Below are 18,156 nucleotides of genomic sequence, written 5' to 3' on the forward strand. Positions count from 1 at the left end.
ATTACTGATACAAGCCCAGATTTGTAATGATTTGTAGGGTGTGGGATGAAATTTCCTCCGATTCAATCTGGCCACGAGCCGGTGTTTTAAGGCGCTTACGCAGCTCGGTGGAGGAAAGGTCTACTGATAAGCTTTCATCTATGTAGATGAGGCCAGAGGCTTGCTTTTCAAGTGCGGCTGGGTCCATTACCTGATGTACTTTCAGTAACTCCTGAATTTCAGTGCCTATCTCAGCATTGAGATCGTAATGCGGCCGACTGGTTACCGCAAAGTTCATATATTTAAATAGATCACGCCACGAGTTCCAGGTTGGAAGGTTGATCAGTGAATCTACCCCCGTCAACCAAATCAGACTGGCTTTTGGCCCAAAGCGCTCACGTAGAGATTTAGCGGTATCAATGCTATAGCTTGGGCCAGCGCGCTCTATCTCAATACGATCAACACCAATACGGGTTGGAATTTTTAAGTACAAGAATGCTCTGGCTAAATCTTTGGCTGCCGCTTCAGTCAGCTGAAAGCGAATTTCTGCGGGCGTGATATCTGAGCCTTTCTGCCATGGCTCACCACTGGGAATGAGTAGCAATTCATCCAATTGCAGTATTTCTGCAAAATGACTTGCTAGTTTCAAGTGGCCTATGTGGGGTGGATCAAAGGTTCCCCCTAGGATGCCTATTTTCTGAGTAGTGCTCAACCCAGCCAATCCTGTGGTTTGAGGTAATAGTCATATAGCTTAGCCTCAGGTGTACCCGGTTTTGGCTGCCAGTTGTACCACCACTGAACTACTGGTGGCATTGACATCAAAATGGATTCAGTGCGGCCACCTGAATGTAGGCCAAAGATCGTGCCCCGGTCAAACAGGAGGTTGTACTCAACATAACGACCACGACGGTACTCTTGGAAAGCCTTTTCTTCTGGTGTGAAAGCATCTTTATAACGACGCTCTACGATCGGTAGATAGGCATTGATAAACGCGTCACCCACGGCCCGTGTCATCGCAAAGCTTTTCTCAAAGCCCAACTCATTGAAGTCGTCAAAGAACACGCCACCAATACCACGTGGCTCTTCACGATGTTTGAGGTAGAAGTATTCATCACACCATTTCTTAAAGCGTGGGTAGAGTGCTTCGCTAAATGGATCTAGCGCATCTTTAGCGGTCTGATGAAAATGTATGCAGTCTTCATCAACGCCGTAATAGGGGGTTAGGTCAAAGCCGCCTCCAAACCACCAGACTGGTTCTTTATTAGGTGCTTGCGCAATAAAGCAGCGCACATTCATATGGGTAGTAGGAACCTTGGGATTATTGGGATGAAAGACGAGCGACACTCCCATAGCTTCAAATTTGCGACCAGCTACTTCAGGGCGGTGATGGGAAGCGGAAGGCGGCATTTGATCGCCACGTACGTGCGAGAAACCAACCCCACCTTTTTCTAAAATATTGCCGCCATCTAGAGTGCAGGTACGACCATAACCTTTGAGTTTGCTATCTTCAGGCTTATGCCATTCATCAGCAATAAAAGCTTTGCCATCAAGCGCACTCATTGCACTCGTAATACGATCCTGTAAGCCTAAGAAATAATCTTTTAGGGCCGCGATATCAATTTGGGTATGAAGGGATGTCAAGGGATAGCCTCTATCTTATTTAACCGCGCGATAGCCAATATCTTTGCGATATTGCATGCCATCAAAATGAATGTGATTAATTGCTTCATAAGCTTTTTGCTGAGCGCCACGAACGGTATCTGCAAGGCCTACTATGCATAACACACGACCACCGGAAGTCATTATCTTGCCATCTTGTAATTGAGTACCCGCATGGAAGGTGATTTGATCTTCAGTATCAGTTGGAATACCAGTAATCACATCGCCATTACGGGGAGTCTCTGGATAGTTGTGGGCTGCGAGTACAACACCTAATGCAGTACGACGATCCCACTCCAACTCCACTTCATTGAGCTTGCCATCCACAGCATGGTCTAGCGCATTTACTAGATCGCTACGTAAGCGAGCCATGATGGGTTGGGTTTCTGGATCTCCCATGCGGCAATTGAATTCTAATGTTTTAAGCTTGCCATCTGGAGAAATCATCAGGCCAGCATATAAGAAGCCGGTATATGGAATCCCGTCTGCTTCCATGCCTTTGACTGTTGGCATGATGACCTCACGTAATGCGCGTGCATGAATTTCTGGAGTGACAACTGGGGCAGGGGAGTAAGCACCCATACCGCCAGTATTGGGACCTTGATCAGCATCGAGTAAGCGTTTGTGATCTTGGCTGGTTGCTAGTGCAAGAACATTTCTGCCGTCAACAAGCACAATAAAACTGGCTTCTTCACCAGTCAGGAACTCTTCGATCACAACACGCGCACCAGCATTGCCGAATTTATTATCTGCCAGCATCATATCGACCGCAGCATGTGCTTCATCCAGACTCATTGCTACTACAACACCTTTACCAGCAGCAAGACCATCAGCCTTGATCACGATTGGTGCACCTTTAGCGTCAATATAGGCATGAGCTTCTAGAGCGCTAGAGAAGGTTTGGTAATCCGCTGTCGGAATACCATGTCGTTTCATAAATGCTTTAGAGAAATCTTTAGACGACTCCAGTTGAGCTGCTAATTGTGTTGGGCCAAAAATACGCAAACCATTATTACGGAAAACATCGACAATTCCGGCTGCCAAAGGGGCCTCTGGGCCAACTACGGTGAGATGAATCTTTTCACGTTTTGCAAAGTCTGCTAACTCTTGTAAGCCGGTTATTGGTAGATTCTCAATGCCAGCAGTAGCCTGCTTAGCGGTGGCAGTGCCACCATTGCCTGGTGCTACATAGACGGTTTGTACTTGAGACGATTGTGCAAGCTTCCAAGCTAATGCATGTTCGCGTCCGCCGGATCCAATGAGAAGAATTTTCATAGCTAGCTGTGGCTTAAATGGGTTATGGGAAAAATATTTATTTAAAGAGCAGCATTCGTAAAGACCTCTTGAACATCATCGAGATTTTCAAGGGCGTCTAATAGTTTTTGCATACTTTCAGCCTGTTCGCCCTCTAGGGCAATCTCGGTCTCAGGGCGCATTGCGACAGTAGCTAATTCAGGTTTGAGACCTGCTTGGCTAATCGCATCTTGCACCTTGCTAAATTCTGGCACTGGAGAGAGAACTTCAAGCGAACCATCATCATGCGTAATGACATCTTCAGCGCCAGCATCTAAGGCAACTTCCATGAGTTGATCTTCACTGGTACCAGGTGCGAATAACATTTGACCGCAATGCTTAAATAGAAAAGCCACCGATCCTTCAGCGCCCATATTGCCACCATTCTTATTAAATGCATGGCGAACTTCAGCTACGGTACGGGTGCGGTTATCAGTCAAACAGTCAACAATAATCGCAGCACCATTCATGCCGTAACCTTCGTAACGAATCTCTTCATAGTTCACGCCTTCAAGCGAACCTGTGCCCCGCTGAATTGCTCTTTGCACATTGTCGTTAGGCATATTTGAGTCTTTGGCTTTATCAATCGCCAAGCGTAAACGAGGATTGGTTGCGACATCACCACCACCCAATTTAGCGGCAACAGTAATTTCTTTAATGAGTTTGGTCCAAATCTTGCCGCGTTTTTCGTCTTGACGACCCTTGCGGTGCTGAATATTGGCCCATTTCGAGTGGCCGGCCATACGGGTAATTCCTTTTAATAATTTGGCTAGAAGCACTCATTTTAAGGGGTTCTAGACCAAAGGTAGAAGGTTAGGAGCCATTTTTTGTTACACTCTCATGTCTTAGCAGTAACAAAGCATCAAACTCAGCAGAATTTCCACTGCAAACACCTGCCTCGGTGATGGAATTGGTAGACGTGCCGGACTCAAAATCCGGTGCCGCAAGGCGTGGCGGTTCGAGTCCGCCCCGAGGCACCACTCAAATGACGGTTCAGTCTTTGAGTTTTTTCAAAAACCTAAATTTCGTACGAATCCGATTCGTTATTCATCGCCTGTTCGACAATTTTCTTGGTTAAGGTCGGCGAGAAGAGCTCAATGAAGGTATAGACGAAGGAGCGGAGGTAAGCGCCTTGTTTGACACCAAGATGCGTTACGTTATTGCCAAACAGGTGGCTCGCTTGAATCACTTTGAGGTTTCGGTCTCTATCCGGGTCATATGCATGACCAGCAACAATACCAATACCCATACCAGTTTCTACATAGGTTTTAATGACATCCGCATCAATTGCTTCCAAAATAATATCTGGAGTGATGTTTCGTTGTGCAAAGGCAGCATCAATTTTGCTGCGGCCTGCAAACGCTTTGTCATAAGTGATGATGGGATACTTCGCAATCTCTTCTAAGGTTAACGTTGCTTGATTGAGGAGTGGATGACTCAAGGGCACCATCACTACGTGCTGCCATTGATAACCAGGTAGCGCCAGCACTCCAGGGGTATTAGCAATACCTTCAGTGGCAATCGCAATATCCGCCCGATCATGAGTTAGTAACTCTGCAATTTGTCCTGGGTTACCTTGTTGAATGCTAACGCGTACTTTTGGAAAGCGTTTAGTGAATTCAGTTAAAACTTTAGGAAGTGCATAGCGAGCTTGTGTATGCGTGGTTGCGATTACAAAGTTACCTTGATCCTGACTCGCAAAATCTTTGCCAACACGCTTTAAGGTTTCGACTTCATCCAAAATGCGTTCAATCGAACTCAGAATTCTTTTGCCTGGTTCAGTGAGCGAGCGAATCCGTTTGCCATGGCGGCGAAAGATCTCCACACCTAATTCATCCTCGAGCTCAATAATGGCCTTGGATACACCAGGCTGAGACGTAAAGAGTGCCTTAGCGGCTGTTGTCAGGTTGAAGTTTTGTCTAACCGCTTCGCGGACAAAGCGAAATTGATGAAGATTCATGGGGATTCCTGTCTATATACCAACAATGATATAGGAACCAAATTCTAAATGAATTTTGGGTATTAAGACTTAGATACCCAGCGCAATCCAATGATTGCAAGTAAAAGATAGACAAGGGGTGGTGTTAAGGCCGTCATAAAAGCCGGCCAAGATCCCAAAAGACCCACGTTTGAGAATAAGGAATTGAAGAGTTGGAAGCTCATACCGAGCATGATTCCACCGAAAACCTTGATGCCTACACTACCAGCACGTACTTTTAAGTAGGCAAAAGGTAATGCCAAAGCTAGCATCACAAAAATCGTAAAGGGATAAACCACTTTCTTCCAGAAGGCGATGGAATGGCGTTGAGCATCTTGTTTGTTGTCGCGTAAATGGGAGATGAAGCGACCCAAACTAAGGATAGACATTTTTTCTGGGCTAATGAGTAGCACGCTCAAAATTTGGGGCGTGACTTCTGACTCAAGAGTCAGCATGGGGTGAGTAAATGTTTGCGAAGAAAAGACTGGGTTCAATGGATCGGATTGTTTTGTTTCTTTAAAGCGAGTTTCGGTAACATCGTTAAGCACCCAGATTCCGGTTTCATCAAATTGACCTGAGGTAGCGCTTCTAATAGAGAGTAGGCGATAGGCATCATCAAACTCATACATGCGAATATTGTGAATCGCATTATCTTTATCGACTTTGCCTACGTTGACATAACGGACGCCAGATCGTACTGGCCCACTGCCATCCTCATCACGTAAGCGATCTTTCACCCACACGCCAGTTCTAAATTGCGAGGAGTAAGCAGAGCCCAGTGCCTTCATGCGAATTTGATCTGACTTAGCCTCGGTGTAGGGCCCAACCCATTCACTCATAATGAGTGTGAGTGCTACGAGTGGCAGCGAAATTTTAGTGAGGGTGATGAGACCACGTTTCACATCTAATCCAGCAATACGCAAAATCGTAAATTCAGATTGGCTAGCGAGCATGGCAAATACATAGATACTGCCGATCAGCCCAGCAATAGGAATGATTTCGGAGATACGACTTGGTGCCTTCAAGAGAACATGAAGGAGCGCAAGTGGCAATGTGTAGCCACCTTGGACAGATCCAAGCTCACTCAAGATATCGAAGAATAAAAATAGGGCGACGAGTGCAAACAGAATGAAGCCAAATGCTTCATAAATTTGCTTCGCTAGGTAGCGCTCATAGATGAAGGGAAATAACTGTTTCATTTGCTTGAAAACTTAGCGGGTAGTTGGCGACGCCACCACTTCAAGGATGGATTGATACGATTGCGTATCAGGACGATAGCAATCAGTAGTGCAAGTAAGTGAATCGGCCATATGCCAACTAGCATCTCCACTTTCCCTTTAGCCACAAAATTTTGAGTCAGATTGAGTAGGTTGCTATAGATTAAATAAATTAAGACGGCATAGAACATGGCGGTGTAGTTACCAAGCCGTGGATTGACATAAGCCAGTGGAATCGCAATCAGAACTAATCCAAGTGCCATGAGTGGTAGGCCAATGCGCCAGAGGAGCTCAGCCCTACTAGGGTTAACAAATGCAGGGTTAGGCTCATTAATTAATTCCTGAATAGTTTTTTCTCGATCGCGAGGTGGTGGCGCCAAAGTATCTTTACTATGCACCTTGGTGATGTACTCTTCAAATTCCAAAATCCTAAAGTCTGGCTGATTAGGCTGCCCTTCATAACGCCGCCCATTATGAAGAATGACTGATTTTTCTCCGCCAGCAGAGTTTTTGATGTAGCCCGTTGCGGAGACGGCAATGCTTAGCCTGCCATTCTTAGAATCGGCTACAAAAATATTTTTTACTTCGCTTTTATCGATGTCGAGTTCTTCAATAAAGAACACCCGCTCAGCTTTCGCTGATTCTCTGAACTGTCCTGCGCTCACCATAGAAACATCGTCACGTTGCTGAAAACGCTGGCTGATGAGTGTGGATTCGCGATTAGCCCAAGGCCATACAAATAGTGCTAAGAGAGCGATGATGATAATGAGAGGCATCGCAAATTGCAGAATGGGACGAATTAAGCTGGTAATACTGAGACCGCTTGCAAACCACACAATCATTTCCGAGTCTTTATACCAGCGCACTAAAACGATCAGCGTGGCCACAAATAGCGATACGGTTAACAGGACTGCTAAGTAGCCCAAAGTTGCCAGCGAAATTAAGACCAGCGCATCTTCTGGATTGACTGCCCCATTAGCGGCGTAACCCAGAATTCGAATCACCAAGGTGGTAACCATGATGGTGACTAGGACCAAAAATACCCCGCCAGTCGTAAAACTGAGTTCGCGGCGAAGGGCTTGGTTAAAAATCATCTAAAACTGTTTATCTGGATTCTGGGGTTATTGGTGGGGTCTATATGGCTTATATTGGTGCAGATAAAAGAAGTTCATCTCATGTCGGAGGATAATGGATAAAAGTGCCGTTTTAGTAATTTCCTACCCTCTTGAATCGACTTAAACATACCGCAATAGATTATGACAATTCAATTTAGCACCAAGATTTTCCCTCAGGCCGACCTCCAAAGCCCAAAAGCCTTAAATTCCAGTCTAAAAAGCTTGCTAGCGCAAAGTTCTGACTGCTTGGTTTTGGGCTACTCCAAAGCAGACTTAGATGCTTTTAGCGGCACAAAAGCTGCGAAAAATAAGACTGGATTTTTGGCCGAGCTAGATCATTTACTGGGCGGCTCGGTAGCCCATGCCAATTTACTAGGCGATCTTGATGACAAGCAATCATCTGTATGTCTTTTGCGTGCTGAAAAATCTTGGACTACAAATGGCGTTAAGGTAAAACGTGTTCTCCTGCTAGGTACCGGCGACTTGCATCTTGAAAGTGCACGTAGTTTGAATAGTTTTTCAAAAGTGGTGCGTGCAGGATTAAAAGCCTTAAGTGGTGGCTCGATTGAAAGTGCGCTCTGGTTTGTGCCGAGCTTTGGACAAAAAGCAGAATTGATTGCAGAAGAAGTGCGTTTAACTATTCAGTATGCCGGTGATCAAGCTTATCGTTTTAGTGTACGTCAACCTGCCATGAAATTTAAAGCCAAAGACAAAGCCGACACTTTTAAGCATTTAGTATTTGCAGGCAATAACGCTTGCGCTAAGGAGCTTAAGTCTGCTGTAGAGCAAGGGCTCGCGATGGTCGAAGGCATGCACCTCGCAAAAGATTTGGGCAATCTTCCCCCAAATGTTTGCACTCCTACTTATTTAGCAAAGACTGCTCAAGGCCTCAGTAAAAAAGTTGGCTTGAAGGTCGAAGTGCTTGGCAAAAAGCAAATAGAGGCTTTGGGTATGGGTTCTTTCTTGTCTGTTGCCCAGGGCTCTGCAACACCTCCTCAATTTATTGTGATGCGTCATCAAGGCGGTAAGGCTAGTGATGCACCGATTGTCTTAGTTGGCAAAGGTATTACATTTGATACCGGTGGAATTTCATTAAAACCAGGCGAAGCCATGGATGAGATGAAGTACGACATGTGTGGCGCCGCTTCAGTCATTGGCACCTTGTATGCAGCTGGCTTGATGAAGCTCAATAAGAATGTGATCGGCGTGATCCCAACCTGCGAGAACATGCCATCAGGTCAAGCAACTCGTCCTGGTGATATTGTGAAGAGCATGTCTGGCCAAACTATCGAGATTTTGAATACTGATGCTGAAGGTCGTTTGATTTTGTGTGACGCGCTCACTTATGTTGAGCGCTTTAAGCCAAAGGCGGTGATTGATATCGCCACATTAACTGGGGCATGCATCATCGCTTTGGGTCATGTACATAGCGGCCTGTTTTCAGAGGATGAAGATTTAGTGAACGCTCTGACTAAGGCGGGAAAAGCTTCCTTAGATACTGTCTGGCGCTTACCTCTAGATACTGCTTACCATGAGCAGCTCAAGTCCAATTTTGCTGACGTGGCTAATATTGGCGGGCGCCCCGCAGGTAGCGTTACAGCAGCTTGCTTCTTGTCGCGTTTTACCGAGAAGTACAAGTGGGCTCACTTAGATATTGCGGGGACTGCCTGGAAGAGTGGTGCAGCCAAAGGTTCTACTGGACGTCCAGTCCCTTTGCTGGTGAACTTCTTGCTTGAGCAGAAGTAAGTTTTTCTCCTGATATGGCTCGCATCGACTTTCATAGCAATGTAGCTGATAAGCTGGAATACGTCTGTCGTTTAACGCGCAAAATTTGGAGCGCTACTGCTGTAGGTCAACCTGTGCGCAATATCATCATGGTTGGCGAGAAAGCTGACCTCAAAAAATTAGATGAGCTACTTTGGACTTTCAGTGGTACTGATTTTTTACCGCATTGCTTTATCGATGATGAAGCTGCAGCTGATACTCCGATAGTCTTGACCGATGATTTTGCTTCTCCAGACCTAGCGGGGGTGCCTCATGCCGATGTCATGATTCATCTAGGAATGCGAATGCCCCAAGATGTAGCCGCATTAGTTGCCCGCTTCCCTCGCATTGTTGAGGTGGTTACAGTTGATGAGGCAGAGCGCCTAGCAGGGCGCGAGCGTTATAAGGCGTATCGCGACCTTGGTCACGAGCTGCATAATTTTGACCAATCAAAGAGTTAAGGTATGTTGATTCATCCCCAGTTTGATCCAGCTGCAATTCGCATTGGATCATTTGCGATTCATTGGTATGGCCTGATGTATCTCATGGCCTTTGCACAGTTTTTATTATTAGGTCGTCTACGTATCCGTGCGCCACGCTATCAAGCATTAGATTGGGGCTATAAGGATTTGGAAGATCTATTATTTGCAGGCGTCTTAGGCGTTGTTCTTGGAGGCCGTCTAGGTTATGTCCTGTTTTATATGCCCGGCCATTATCTTACTAACCCTTTAGATATTCTGAAAATTTGGGAAGGCGGCATGTCTTTTCACGGCGGCTTATTGGGCGTCTTGACTGCCTTGTATTGGTTTGCCAAAAAACGGAACACTACTTTTTTTGTTGTGAGTGATTTGGTAGCGCCTCTAGTGCCCTTTGGTTTGGCCTTTGGTCGCTTAGGCAACTTTATTAATGGCGAGTTGTGGGGGCGTCCTACAGATCTGCCTTGGGCCATGGTGTTTCCGCTGGTCGATAGCATCCCGCGCCACCCATCTCAAATTTACCAATTTCTGGGCGAAGGTATTTTGTTGGGGGTGGTGCTGTGGATTTACTCTGGCAAGCAGCATCGTGTAGGTCAGGTCTCAGGACTTTTCTTATTGGGTTATGGCGTCTGTCGCTTCCTAGCGGAATATGCGCGTGAACCAGATGCCTTTCTCGGGCTGCTAGGCTTGGGTTTATCAATGGGGCAATGGTTATGTTTGCCGATGATGCTCTTCGGTGTTTACCTCATGACGGCATTTAAATCTAAGTTCAACGCATAAAAAATGCCTCAGGCTTCAAGTAGTTATGTTGCAACGCAATAATATCTAAATACCTATATTCTCTAGATACAATCACAGCTTCATTGATTTCCTTGCCTTTGCAGGAATACATTGATTTATGGATTTTGTAGGTAGTATTTCTGAAAAGACCTCATGCTTGAAAAGTTAGCAAAAGCCCGATATTTTTCGCGCGTTACCGGTGCGGTCAATCGCCTCATTTCTGAGCGCGGCGAGTCTAATGCCGTCAGTATGGCTGATGAGGTCATTGATAACTATCGTAAGTTATCTAAAGATCAGCACGCAAAGTTTTTTACTTTCTTATTTCAAAAACTCAATCCAGACCCTGCAGCAGTAATGGCTGCAGCGCAAAATTTTTCTGCGGAAGGTAATGCTCGCAACTATATTAAATTGCAGCGGGTTGCTGAGCCACCACGACAAGAATTGTTTCGTCGCCTAAATCGCGCAACAGATGGTACTGCTGCATTAGTGGCCATGCGTCGTGATCTTTTGCAACTACTAGATAAACAGCCTGAGTTAACTGCCGTAGATTTTGACTTACGCCACCTGCTTTCTTCCTGGTTTAATCCTGGCTTTTTGAAGATGCATCGGGTTGATTGGAAATCGCCTGCAGAGGTCTTAGAAAAACTCATTCAACATGAAGCGGTACATGCGATTGATGGCTGGGATGACCTGCGCCGCCGCCTGCAGCCTGATCGCAGATGCTTTGCCTTCTTTCATCCTCAGTTACCCAATGAGCCATTGATCTTCGTTGAGGTGGCATTGCTGCCTGAGATCCCCGCAGTGATTACGCCGCTTGTGGATAAAAAAGCAGAAACAGTTCATCAAACCTCTAATTACAAAGTAGCAGCCTTTTATTCCATCAGTAACTGCGAACCTGGATTACGCGGCGTCTCTATGGGTAACTTCTTAATTAAGCGGGTTGCTGAGCAATTGCATGCAGAGTTTCCTGGCCTAAAAACTTTTGTGACCTTGTCACCCATTCCTGGATTTATTGACTGGGTAGCTAGCGGTGCTGATATTGGTGGTGAAAAAGCCAGCGTACAACTCAAGCCTGCCATTAGAACTGCACGCGAGCAGGCACTAGAAATTATCGGTCTAGAGAAGCGGTCTTGGACTGAGCGCTTAAGTTCTGGATGGCATCCTGATAATGCGACTGAAAAAGAAAAATCTGCATTAATGTGTCTGGCGAGTATTTATTTAGGTCTTGGTTCTGCTGGCCGTAATGGCAATCCGGTGGCTAAGTTTCACCTAGGCAATGGAGCAAGATTGCATCAAATTAATTGGGCAGGAGACCTTTCTCGCAAAGGCTTACGCCAATCAGCGGCATTAATGGTTAACTATCTATACGATCTTTCTTCCGTAGAGGAAAACCACGAGCGGTTTACCCTGGGGGAGATTGATTATTCAAGGGCGGTGGGCCGTTTAATGACCCCCTGATGAGGAGTTTTGGAGGAGACTTACCAAGGCAGAGTTCGTAGAGTATTCGTCTTGGGCCTAGATGGAGTAAGCTTGTCGGCATAAAGTAGTAATAAAGAAGGTTTTATTAATGTAGCAATCTTGAATATATAGCCGATAAAAACGGCAAGTGGAGGAGACAAAAAATGTTGAAGCAATTGAGATTTGCAAGCCTGGTAAAGCAGGCTCTATTATTGGTTTGTGCTGCACCTTTAGTGGTAATGGCTCAAGAATGGCCAGTAAAACAAGTTACGTTCCTAAACCCGTTCCCTGCTGGAGGCGGAACTGATGCCTTTGCAAGACCTTTGGCTGCCCAGTTAACCGAGCAGCTTGGCAAACAATTTATCATCGACAATCGTGGTGGTGCTGGGGGCACAGTTGGCGCCTCGGTTGCTGCAAAAGCAGCCCCAGATGGTTACACCTGGTTCATTGGTGCAACACATCACACTATTGCGCCATCAATGTACAAGAACCTCGATTACGACATTGAGAAAAGTTTTATTCCAGTAGCCATGTTGGCAAACGTTCCCCAGGTATTAGTGGTGAACCCGCAGCGTGTTAGCGCTCGTAATGCTAAGGAATTCATTGATCTGATGAAGAAGAATCCTGGCAAATATAACTTTGCTAGTGCTGGTAGCGGTACCGTCCATCACCTGGCTGGCGAGCTCTTTAAGATTCAAACTGGTACCTTCATTACCCATATTCCCTACCGTGGTGCCGGTCCTGCAATGAACGACTTGCTTGCAGGTCAGATTGATTTAGAGTTTGATGGCTTAGCTACTTCAGCACCCCAAATTAATGCTGGGAAGTTGGTGGCAATTGCTGTAGCCTCAAACAAACGTTCACCTGCCATTCCAAATGTACCTACATTCCAAGAGGCGGGCTTGCCAGACTATGTTGTCTCAACTTGGTACTCAATTTTTGCCCCAGCAGGCACTCCTAAGCCCATCGTCGATAAGATGATTGCTGAGGTTCAAAAAGCGCTTAATACTCCTAAGCTCAAAGCAATTTGGGAAAAGAATGGATCTGATACTCCTAACCTCTATGGCGAGGCTTTTGGTAAGCAGGTAAGTGCTGACGTTACTCGTTGGTCTTCAGTGGTTAAGAAATCTGGCGCTACCCTAGACTGATCTATCGCTGCAATTACTAGACTGTATTCGGGGCCTTAATGAATTTATATTCTTTACTGGAAAAGGGATTTCCAAAAGATAAGAAAACATGCGCGTTAGAAACGCATGATGGTTTGTATTACTCCTGGGCTGACCTTGAGGGTGCCACCGCCAAGATGGCAAACCTTCTCAAGAGTCTTAAGCTGCCTGCTGGTTCTCGGGTTGCTGTCCAGGTCGAGAAATCTCCTGAGGCTCTCTTTTTGTATTTAGCTACGATTCGTGCCGGCTATGTTTATCTGCCGCTTAATACTGCCTATCAGTCCGCTGAAATCCAGTACTTTTTGGAGAATGCTGAGCCAGCAGTAGTGGTGTGCAGTAGTAAGAATTATTCTTGGGTATCTAAGGCAGCCGCCAAAGCGGGCACCAAGCATGTCTTTACCCTCGATGAAAATCGTACAGGGACATTGCTGGAGCGTGCAGGCGGTTTGAGTGATAAGTTCTCAACGGTCTCCGCTAAGGATGATGACCTCGCAGCCATTCTATATACCTCAGGCACTACTGGCCGTAGCAAGGGCGCGATGTTGACGCATAAAAACTTGGGTAGTAATGCTCAAGTTTTACAAAAATTCTGGGGTTGGAAAAAAGGTGATGTGCTGCTACATGCATTGCCTATTTTCCACGTTCATGGATTATTTGTCGCAGCTCATGGTGCATTGGTTAACGGAAGCAAGATGATTTGGTTGCCACGTTTAGATACGGCTCAACTGATTAAGCATATGCCTGCATCCACAGTAATGATGGGCGTGCCTACTTTCTATGTACGTTTGTTGGCTGACAAAGGTTTTAACAAGAAGGTGGCGCGTAATATGCGCTTGTTCATTTCTGGTTCAGCGCCATTATTGACAGAAACATTTAATACCTTCAAGCAAGTAATTGGTCAGCCAATCTTGGAGCGTTACGGTATGAGTGAAACAGTCATGTTAGTTTCTAATCCGTATAAGGGTGCTCGTGTCGGCGGTTCTGTTGGCTTGCCATTGCCTGGTGTCAAGGTAAGGGTTGTGAATGAAAATAATAAGCCATGTGGTGTAGACGAAATTGGTAGCATCCAAGTCAAAGGCCCAAACATATTTAAGGGCTACTGGCGCATGCCTGAGAAAACTGCAGAAGAATTTACGAAAGACGGCTGGTTTAAGACTGGTGACGTTGGACGTTGGGGTGGCGATGCCAATGGCGGCAAAGCGCCAAAAGACTACTTATGCATCGTTGGTCGCAGTAAGGATCTCATTATTTCTGGTGGTTACAACGTATATCCAAAAGAAATCGAAGGCTTTATTGACGACATGGATGGTGTAGATGAGAGTGCCGTGATTGGCATTCCGCATCCTGACTTTGGCGAGGCTGTCATGGCGATAGTGGTGCCTAAAGCTGGCGCGAAGTTAAATGCAGAAGCAATGATTGCAACACTCAAAACGCAGATTGCTAATTTTAAGATTCCAAAGCGCTTGGAAATTGTTGCTGACTTACCGCGTAATGCTATGGGTAAGGTACAAAAGAATATCTTGCGTCAGCAGTACACGCAGTAATTAGAAGCCAAATGCCTTGCGGCTTTCATTGAACATGAACGCTGCAAGGAAAAACAACATGACGCCGAAGATGCGTTTGAGCTGAGCAACATTAAGCTTGCGCGCCATCTTGGCTCCTAGTGGAGCAGTGAAGATGCTGACTGCCACGATGCATGCAACGGCTGGCACGTATACAAAACCTAATGATCCAGTAGGAAGGTTGGGGTAGTCCCAGCTACCATACATATAACCTATGGTTGCTGCTGCTGCAATCGGAAATCCTAAGCCAGAAGAGCTTGCCATTGCAACGTGGGGTTTAACGTTGCACCAAAGCATAAAGGGTACCGTAATAAATGCGCCGCCTGCGCCAACTAAACTGGATAGGCAACCCGCAAAGGCTCCGAATGAAAATAATCCTAGTTTGCCTGGTAACTCACGACCAGCCCCCGGCTTTTTATTGAGAATCATCTGAATAGAAGTATAAACAATGAAGATGGCAAAAAAGAGAGATAGCCATGAAGTATTGAGCGCCTCAAAAATTTCACTTCCACCAATGAGACTCCCTGCAACCAATCCAGGGCTAAATGCAGCAACCAGCTTCCAATCAATCGAGCCATGTTTGTGATGCGCCCAAATTGCAGAGGTTGTTGTAAATAGTATGGTAGCCATTCCGGTTGCAATTGCCATGTGCACGATGACGCTTTGATCAAAATTCAGATGATTGAACACTAAGATCATGAAGGGCACGAGGATCATGCCGCCACCGATGCCAAGAAGCCCCGCCAGAAAGCCTGCGATGCTACCGCATAGCATAAGCATTGCAATATCAGTTAGTAACATGAATTCCCCGCCTTGGCCGCTAGGCCGTCATCCTGAACCCTAAGGTTCAAGGTGGAACGGCTACTCTGTTTCGGGTGCATTAAGTGATTCAGGGAGTAACCAAGTCTAAGTTGGCACTGTGAATCAGCAAAACGCTCACGCCCACAAGGTAAAGATCGTTCCGGATGCTTGCGCATCGGTTCAAGGAACTATTGGCCTTGGCGAACCAGGCAGGGAAAGGGTTTGCATCAAAGCATCTACTTGATCTTCAAGGGTATGGATTTCTGCTTGAAGTCTTGCAACTTCATCAGAACTTACATTAGAAGGAGGGCTTTGTTGCGATTGTGTTTGTAGCTTAATAAGATCACCAGCAATTTTAAGTGCCGCCATCATACTAGCTCGCTCAATGCTGCGGTTACCGCCACTAATAGCTAATTGAATCTGTTCATCAACCAATACGCATGCTGCACGAAGCAAAGACTCGTGTTCTGTGCTGGTAGCAAGAGTAATCTTTTGTCCAGCTAGGGTTACTTCAATGCGTTGTTGGCTCACTATCATCCTCTGCGTTGGTGGGTGGAATAGCTTCGCCAAGTAAATTCAGTTGGCGGCCATCACTTTGTTCTGGTAAGCGACTCAAGATGTGTTGAATGCGCTTCTGTGCACCCTCAATTTTTCCCTCAAGCTGAACCCGGTTCTGCGATAGATTTTTAACAGCATCAGAAACTAATGCAATCTTTTCAGATAGGCGTTGAATGGATGCGCTGAGGGCATCCAGATCTACATCGCCAGAGGAAAGAGGGTTTGGCTCATTCATACTGGCATTGTAGTCTGAAAATAGAGGCTTATTTCATGGCGTAGCGCAACCCTACGAATGCATTAGAGCCTGGGGTGTTATAACCATAACTGAGTTGGTAATCTTTGTTAAAAACGTTATTCCAGCGTGCAAATAGGCTGAGATCTTTTGCTACGTCGTAGTTAGCGTAGAGGTTGAAGATGGTGTAGCCGCCCATCCCAGAAGCATCGCCGAGATAGTCATTTCGCCTGCCAGAGAATGTTGCACCAACTCCAGCTGTCACTTTGGCATAAATATACTCCGCCGCTATATTTCCATACTGCTTTGCTTGTTTTATTAGAGTTGTATCCGAACCCTGGTTAACAGGATTTTGTTGAGTAAATGAACCCTTCAGATTGAGGCTATTTATCTGGCTCGCTCCACTTAGAGTGAGTCCGGTGATATTGGCGCTTGAAACGTTAGACGCACACCCCGTGTATGGATTTGTTCCGGCTGGGCAATTTGCTTTACTCACTTGGATGAGGTTTGAGATGGAATTACTGAAAACAACGATGTGCCCCTCGAGCGTAGACTTTTCGAAATGTAATCCAGCCTCCGTATTTTTACTCTTCTCTGCCTGAACTGCGGGGTTTCCGTAGCCAGGGTAGTAGAGATCATTGAAAGTAGGCGCCCTAAAGCCAGTTCCATAGTTGATATTAGCGCGCCATTCTTTTGTAAAGAAATAGCCATATGCAGCTGAACCTGTTGTTTGCGGGCCATATCCAGTAATGCTGTCATTACGAATAGAAAAGTTTGCAATGTTGGATTCACGCTTTAGTTGATAGGCTAAAGCCCCTGAATTTGTATTGCGAGACTGATTAAAGCCAAGTAGCGGAAATGGAAACTCAGTGGAGTTGTAATTCAACTGACTACTTGAAACAGTTTGCGTTCTTCTCTCAGCTAATACTTGCAAAAGATCTTTACCTAAGCTTATATCGTTTTGCCAGGTATAAATATTTTGTCTTTGATTTAGAGTGCTGTCATACGCAGAGTAATCACCTGAGGTTGGTGAGTGTGTTAGCGCATTACTTGTTTGTGCGGAAGCTTGCAGCAGACTTTTCCAGGCATCAGTTACTTGATTCTTAGAGTAGAGGCTATAGGTGCCAAGCTGAGAAATTTGATTCTGAACTTGTTGCAATCCATCTTGACCATTTAGCGCAGGTAGTTGGTTATTGAGTCGACTTTGTAAAAACTGAAGACCAAATTCTTGCCCTTTTTGCCACTCTTGAGACACTCTACCTGTCGCACTATCTTGTACATAGCCTGTTCTATTGCCAGGCGTAATGCCATCCTTGTTATTTGACGCGATGGTATTGAATCCCATTGAGAGCGTTTGGGAGGCCGCTAAGGAGTAGCTAATTTTTTGGTCACCAGTTGTTGAACCATTAATGCTGGCTTCGCTGATGGAAGTTCCATAGGTGCCATACCCAACTGAGGCATTGAGTTTAGGTGGCCCCTCCCCACGTTTTGTAAAAATCTGAATGACGCCACCAATTGCATCCGCACCATACAAGCTGCTTTGAGGGCCAAAAATAATCTCAATGTGATCGATGACATTTAGTGGAATAACTGACCAGTTAGCGCCACCACTAAAGGAGTCATCTACACGAACACCATCAATTAATACTAAAGTTTGATTATTGGTTGTGCCTCTCAGAAAAACGCTGGAATTCGAGCCGCCACCTCCGTAGCTCGAAATGGTTACCCCTTTTTGTTTTTGTAGCAATTCAACTAAGGTTGTCTGCCCGGCCTGCTGGATCTCTTCTGGCCCTATGTATACGTTATCTGCCAACACATCACTCGCTTTGGTCGGAGTACGTGTTGCGGTAACAATGATCGGATTCATTTGATTTGGAGCTGCTGCTACCGAAACATTGGAGTTATTTTGTGAATACGCTGTACCACTAAGGATGGTTAGACCAGCGCAGAGGAGTGCGCTAAGTGTGCTACTGAACTGCTGTTTCATGAAATGCTTTCTGTTATCGAATGCCTAGCTCACTTCCCCGTAAGCTGGGTCGAACAGAATTTCACGTGCGGGGGTTCAGGCGTCAATTTGGCGCGAGATCTTGGGACCAGGCGCTGTCATCGGCGCGCGAA

The 18,156-nt window shown here is 45.8% G+C and carries 16 protein-coding genes, 1 tRNA gene, 1 other RNA gene and 1 pseudogene; 7 read left to right on the plus strand and 12 right to left on the minus strand.

Features of this window, described 5'->3' with window-relative positions; translation table 11 throughout:
- Position 1 precedes the first annotated feature (1 nt).
- The 4 genes from ICN17_RS06015 to ICN17_RS06030 are packed head-to-tail and all read right to left on the minus strand — an operon-like array spanning position 2 to position 3,674.
- Positions 2-700 (minus strand): nicotinate-nucleotide adenylyltransferase, encoded by a 699-nt coding sequence (locus ICN17_RS06015; protein ID WP_370625953.1) that lies wholly within the window; start codon positions 698-700, stop codon positions 2-4.
- Positions 688-1,599: an oxygen-dependent coproporphyrinogen oxidase gene (gene hemF / locus ICN17_RS06020; protein WP_216236689.1), complete on the minus strand. Its 912-nt coding sequence runs from the start codon at positions 1,597-1,599 to the stop codon at positions 688-690. Before hemF ends, ICN17_RS06015 begins: the two co-directional genes overlap by 13 nt.
- Before the next feature lie 36 nt (positions 1,600-1,635).
- Positions 1,636-2,913: a phosphoribosylamine--glycine ligase gene (gene purD / locus ICN17_RS06025; RefSeq protein WP_216236563.1), complete on the minus strand. Its 1,278-nt coding sequence runs from the start codon at positions 2,911-2,913 to the stop codon at positions 1,636-1,638.
- Between the two features lie 41 nt (positions 2,914-2,954).
- Positions 2,955-3,674: a YebC/PmpR family DNA-binding transcriptional regulator gene (locus ICN17_RS06030; RefSeq protein WP_216236564.1), complete on the minus strand. Its 720-nt coding sequence runs from the start codon at positions 3,672-3,674 to the stop codon at positions 2,955-2,957.
- Between the two features lie 152 nt (positions 3,675-3,826).
- Between ICN17_RS06030 and ICN17_RS06035 the strand changes: the two genes are divergently transcribed.
- Positions 3,827-3,911, plus strand: a tRNA-Leu gene (locus ICN17_RS06035).
- Positions 3,912-3,949: 38 nt separating this feature from the next.
- On the opposite strand, the gene ICN17_RS06040 is transcribed toward ICN17_RS06035, so the two are convergent.
- From ICN17_RS06040 to lptF, 3 genes are all read right to left on the minus strand, one after another.
- Positions 3,950-4,891: a CysB family HTH-type transcriptional regulator gene (locus ICN17_RS06040; RefSeq protein WP_216236565.1), complete on the minus strand. Its 942-nt coding sequence runs from the start codon at positions 4,889-4,891 to the stop codon at positions 3,950-3,952.
- Positions 4,892-4,953: 62 nt separating this feature from the next.
- Positions 4,954-6,108: an LPS export ABC transporter permease LptG gene (gene lptG, locus ICN17_RS06045; protein WP_216236566.1), complete on the minus strand. Its 1,155-nt coding sequence runs from the start codon at positions 6,106-6,108 to the stop codon at positions 4,954-4,956.
- Positions 6,105-7,220 (minus strand): LPS export ABC transporter permease LptF, encoded by a 1,116-nt coding sequence (lptF, locus tag ICN17_RS06050; protein ID WP_216236567.1) that lies wholly within the window; start codon positions 7,218-7,220, stop codon positions 6,105-6,107. Before lptF ends, lptG begins: the two co-directional genes overlap by 4 nt.
- A 162-nt stretch (positions 7,221-7,382) precedes the next feature.
- Between lptF and ICN17_RS06055 the strand changes: the two genes are divergently transcribed.
- The 6 genes from ICN17_RS06055 to ICN17_RS06080 all read left to right on the plus strand — a co-directional run bounded on the left by ICN17_RS06055 (position 7,383) and on the right by ICN17_RS06080 (position 14,429).
- Positions 7,383-8,987 carry a leucyl aminopeptidase gene (locus ICN17_RS06055; RefSeq protein ID WP_216236568.1) on the plus strand — a complete coding sequence of 535 codons (1,605 nt, stop codon included), beginning with the start codon at positions 7,383-7,385 and terminating at the stop codon, positions 8,985-8,987.
- Positions 8,988-9,001: 14 nt separating this feature from the next.
- Entirely contained in the window at positions 9,002-9,466 is a 465-nt protein-coding gene (locus ICN17_RS06060; protein ID WP_216236569.1) for a DNA polymerase III subunit chi, read from the plus strand.
- A 3-nt stretch (positions 9,467-9,469) separates the two neighbouring features.
- A complete protein-coding gene (lgt, locus tag ICN17_RS06065) occupies positions 9,470-10,261 on the plus strand; it encodes a prolipoprotein diacylglyceryl transferase (protein ID WP_216236570.1) in 792 nt (263 codons plus the stop codon).
- Positions 10,262-10,414: 153 nt separating this feature from the next.
- Positions 10,415-11,719, plus strand: a complete 1,305-nt coding sequence (locus ICN17_RS06070) for a malonyl-CoA decarboxylase (protein WP_216236571.1) — start codon at positions 10,415-10,417, stop codon at positions 11,717-11,719.
- A gap of 164 nt (positions 11,720-11,883) precedes the next feature.
- Positions 11,884-12,867, plus strand: coding sequence for a tripartite tricarboxylate transporter substrate binding protein (locus tag ICN17_RS06075; RefSeq protein WP_216236572.1), 984 nt, complete (start codon positions 11,884-11,886; stop codon positions 12,865-12,867).
- 38 nt (positions 12,868-12,905) lie between these two features.
- The gene (locus tag ICN17_RS06080) at positions 12,906-14,429 is read left to right on the plus strand and encodes a malonyl-CoA synthase (protein WP_216236573.1); all 1,524 of its coding nucleotides are present in this window, start codon (positions 12,906-12,908) and stop codon (positions 14,427-14,429) included.
- Here the strand turns inward: ICN17_RS06080 and ICN17_RS06085 are convergent, their stop codons facing one another.
- The 5 genes and pseudogenes from ICN17_RS06085 to ICN17_RS06105 all read right to left on the minus strand — a co-directional run bounded on the left by ICN17_RS06085 (position 14,430) and on the right by ICN17_RS06105 (position 18,025).
- Positions 14,430-15,248, minus strand: a complete 819-nt coding sequence (locus ICN17_RS06085) for a sulfite exporter TauE/SafE family protein (RefSeq protein ID WP_216236574.1) — start codon at positions 15,246-15,248, stop codon at positions 14,430-14,432. It abuts the gene before it with no gap.
- A non-coding RNA gene (gene ssrS / locus ICN17_RS06090) (6S RNA) lies at positions 15,249-15,467 on the minus strand.
- Between the two features lie 99 nt (positions 15,468-15,566).
- Positions 15,567-15,785: pseudogene (locus ICN17_RS10445) on the minus strand (cell division protein ZapA); the annotation flags it as partial.
- Positions 15,760-16,041 (minus strand): hypothetical protein, encoded by a 282-nt coding sequence (locus ICN17_RS06100; RefSeq protein ID WP_216236575.1) that lies wholly within the window; start codon positions 16,039-16,041, stop codon positions 15,760-15,762. The gene ICN17_RS06100 and the pseudogene ICN17_RS10445, both read right to left, overlap by 26 nt.
- Before the next feature lie 28 nt (positions 16,042-16,069).
- Positions 16,070-18,025, minus strand: coding sequence for a TonB-dependent receptor domain-containing protein (locus ICN17_RS06105; RefSeq protein WP_216236576.1), 1,956 nt, complete (start codon positions 18,023-18,025; stop codon positions 16,070-16,072).
- Between the last annotated feature and the right edge of the window lie 131 nt (positions 18,026-18,156).

This window comes from Polynucleobacter sp. 73C-SIWE, from assembly GCF_018882465.1.
GTDB lineage: Bacteria > Pseudomonadota > Gammaproteobacteria > Burkholderiales > Burkholderiaceae > Polynucleobacter.

What these genes read in the sequence shown, in the direction of transcription:
- purD (WP_216236563.1), bottom strand. Translation starts at nt 2,913, where the DNA reads ATGAAAATTCTTCTCATTGGATCCGGCGGACGCGAACATGCATTAGCT.
- ICN17_RS06030 (WP_216236564.1), bottom strand. Translation starts at nt 3,674, where the DNA reads ATGGCCGGCCACTCGAAATGGGCCAATATTCAGCACCGCAAGGGTCGT.
- ICN17_RS06040 (WP_216236565.1), bottom strand. Translation starts at nt 4,891, where the DNA reads ATGAATCTTCATCAATTTCGCTTTGTCCGCGAAGCGGTTAGACAAAAC.
- lptG (WP_216236566.1), bottom strand. Translation starts at nt 6,108, where the DNA reads ATGAAACAGTTATTTCCCTTCATCTATGAGCGCTACCTAGCGAAGCAA.
- lptF (WP_216236567.1), bottom strand. Translation starts at nt 7,220, where the DNA reads ATGATTTTTAACCAAGCCCTTCGCCGCGAACTCAGTTTTACGACTGGC.
- ICN17_RS06055 (WP_216236568.1), top strand. Translation starts at nt 7,383, where the DNA reads ATGACAATTCAATTTAGCACCAAGATTTTCCCTCAGGCCGACCTCCAA.
- ICN17_RS06060 (WP_216236569.1), top strand. Translation starts at nt 9,002, where the DNA reads ATGGCTCGCATCGACTTTCATAGCAATGTAGCTGATAAGCTGGAATAC.
- lgt (WP_216236570.1), top strand. Translation starts at nt 9,470, where the DNA reads ATGTTGATTCATCCCCAGTTTGATCCAGCTGCAATTCGCATTGGATCA.
- ICN17_RS06070 (WP_216236571.1), top strand. Translation starts at nt 10,415, where the DNA reads ATGCTTGAAAAGTTAGCAAAAGCCCGATATTTTTCGCGCGTTACCGGT.
- ICN17_RS06075 (WP_216236572.1), top strand. Translation starts at nt 11,884, where the DNA reads ATGTTGAAGCAATTGAGATTTGCAAGCCTGGTAAAGCAGGCTCTATTA.
- ICN17_RS06080 (WP_216236573.1), top strand. Translation starts at nt 12,906, where the DNA reads ATGAATTTATATTCTTTACTGGAAAAGGGATTTCCAAAAGATAAGAAA.
- ICN17_RS06085 (WP_216236574.1), bottom strand. Translation starts at nt 15,248, where the DNA reads ATGTTACTAACTGATATTGCAATGCTTATGCTATGCGGTAGCATCGCA.
- ICN17_RS06100 (WP_216236575.1), bottom strand. Translation starts at nt 16,041, where the DNA reads ATGAATGAGCCAAACCCTCTTTCCTCTGGCGATGTAGATCTGGATGCC.
- ICN17_RS06105 (WP_216236576.1), bottom strand. Translation starts at nt 18,025, where the DNA reads ATGAAACAGCAGTTCAGTAGCACACTTAGCGCACTCCTCTGCGCTGGT.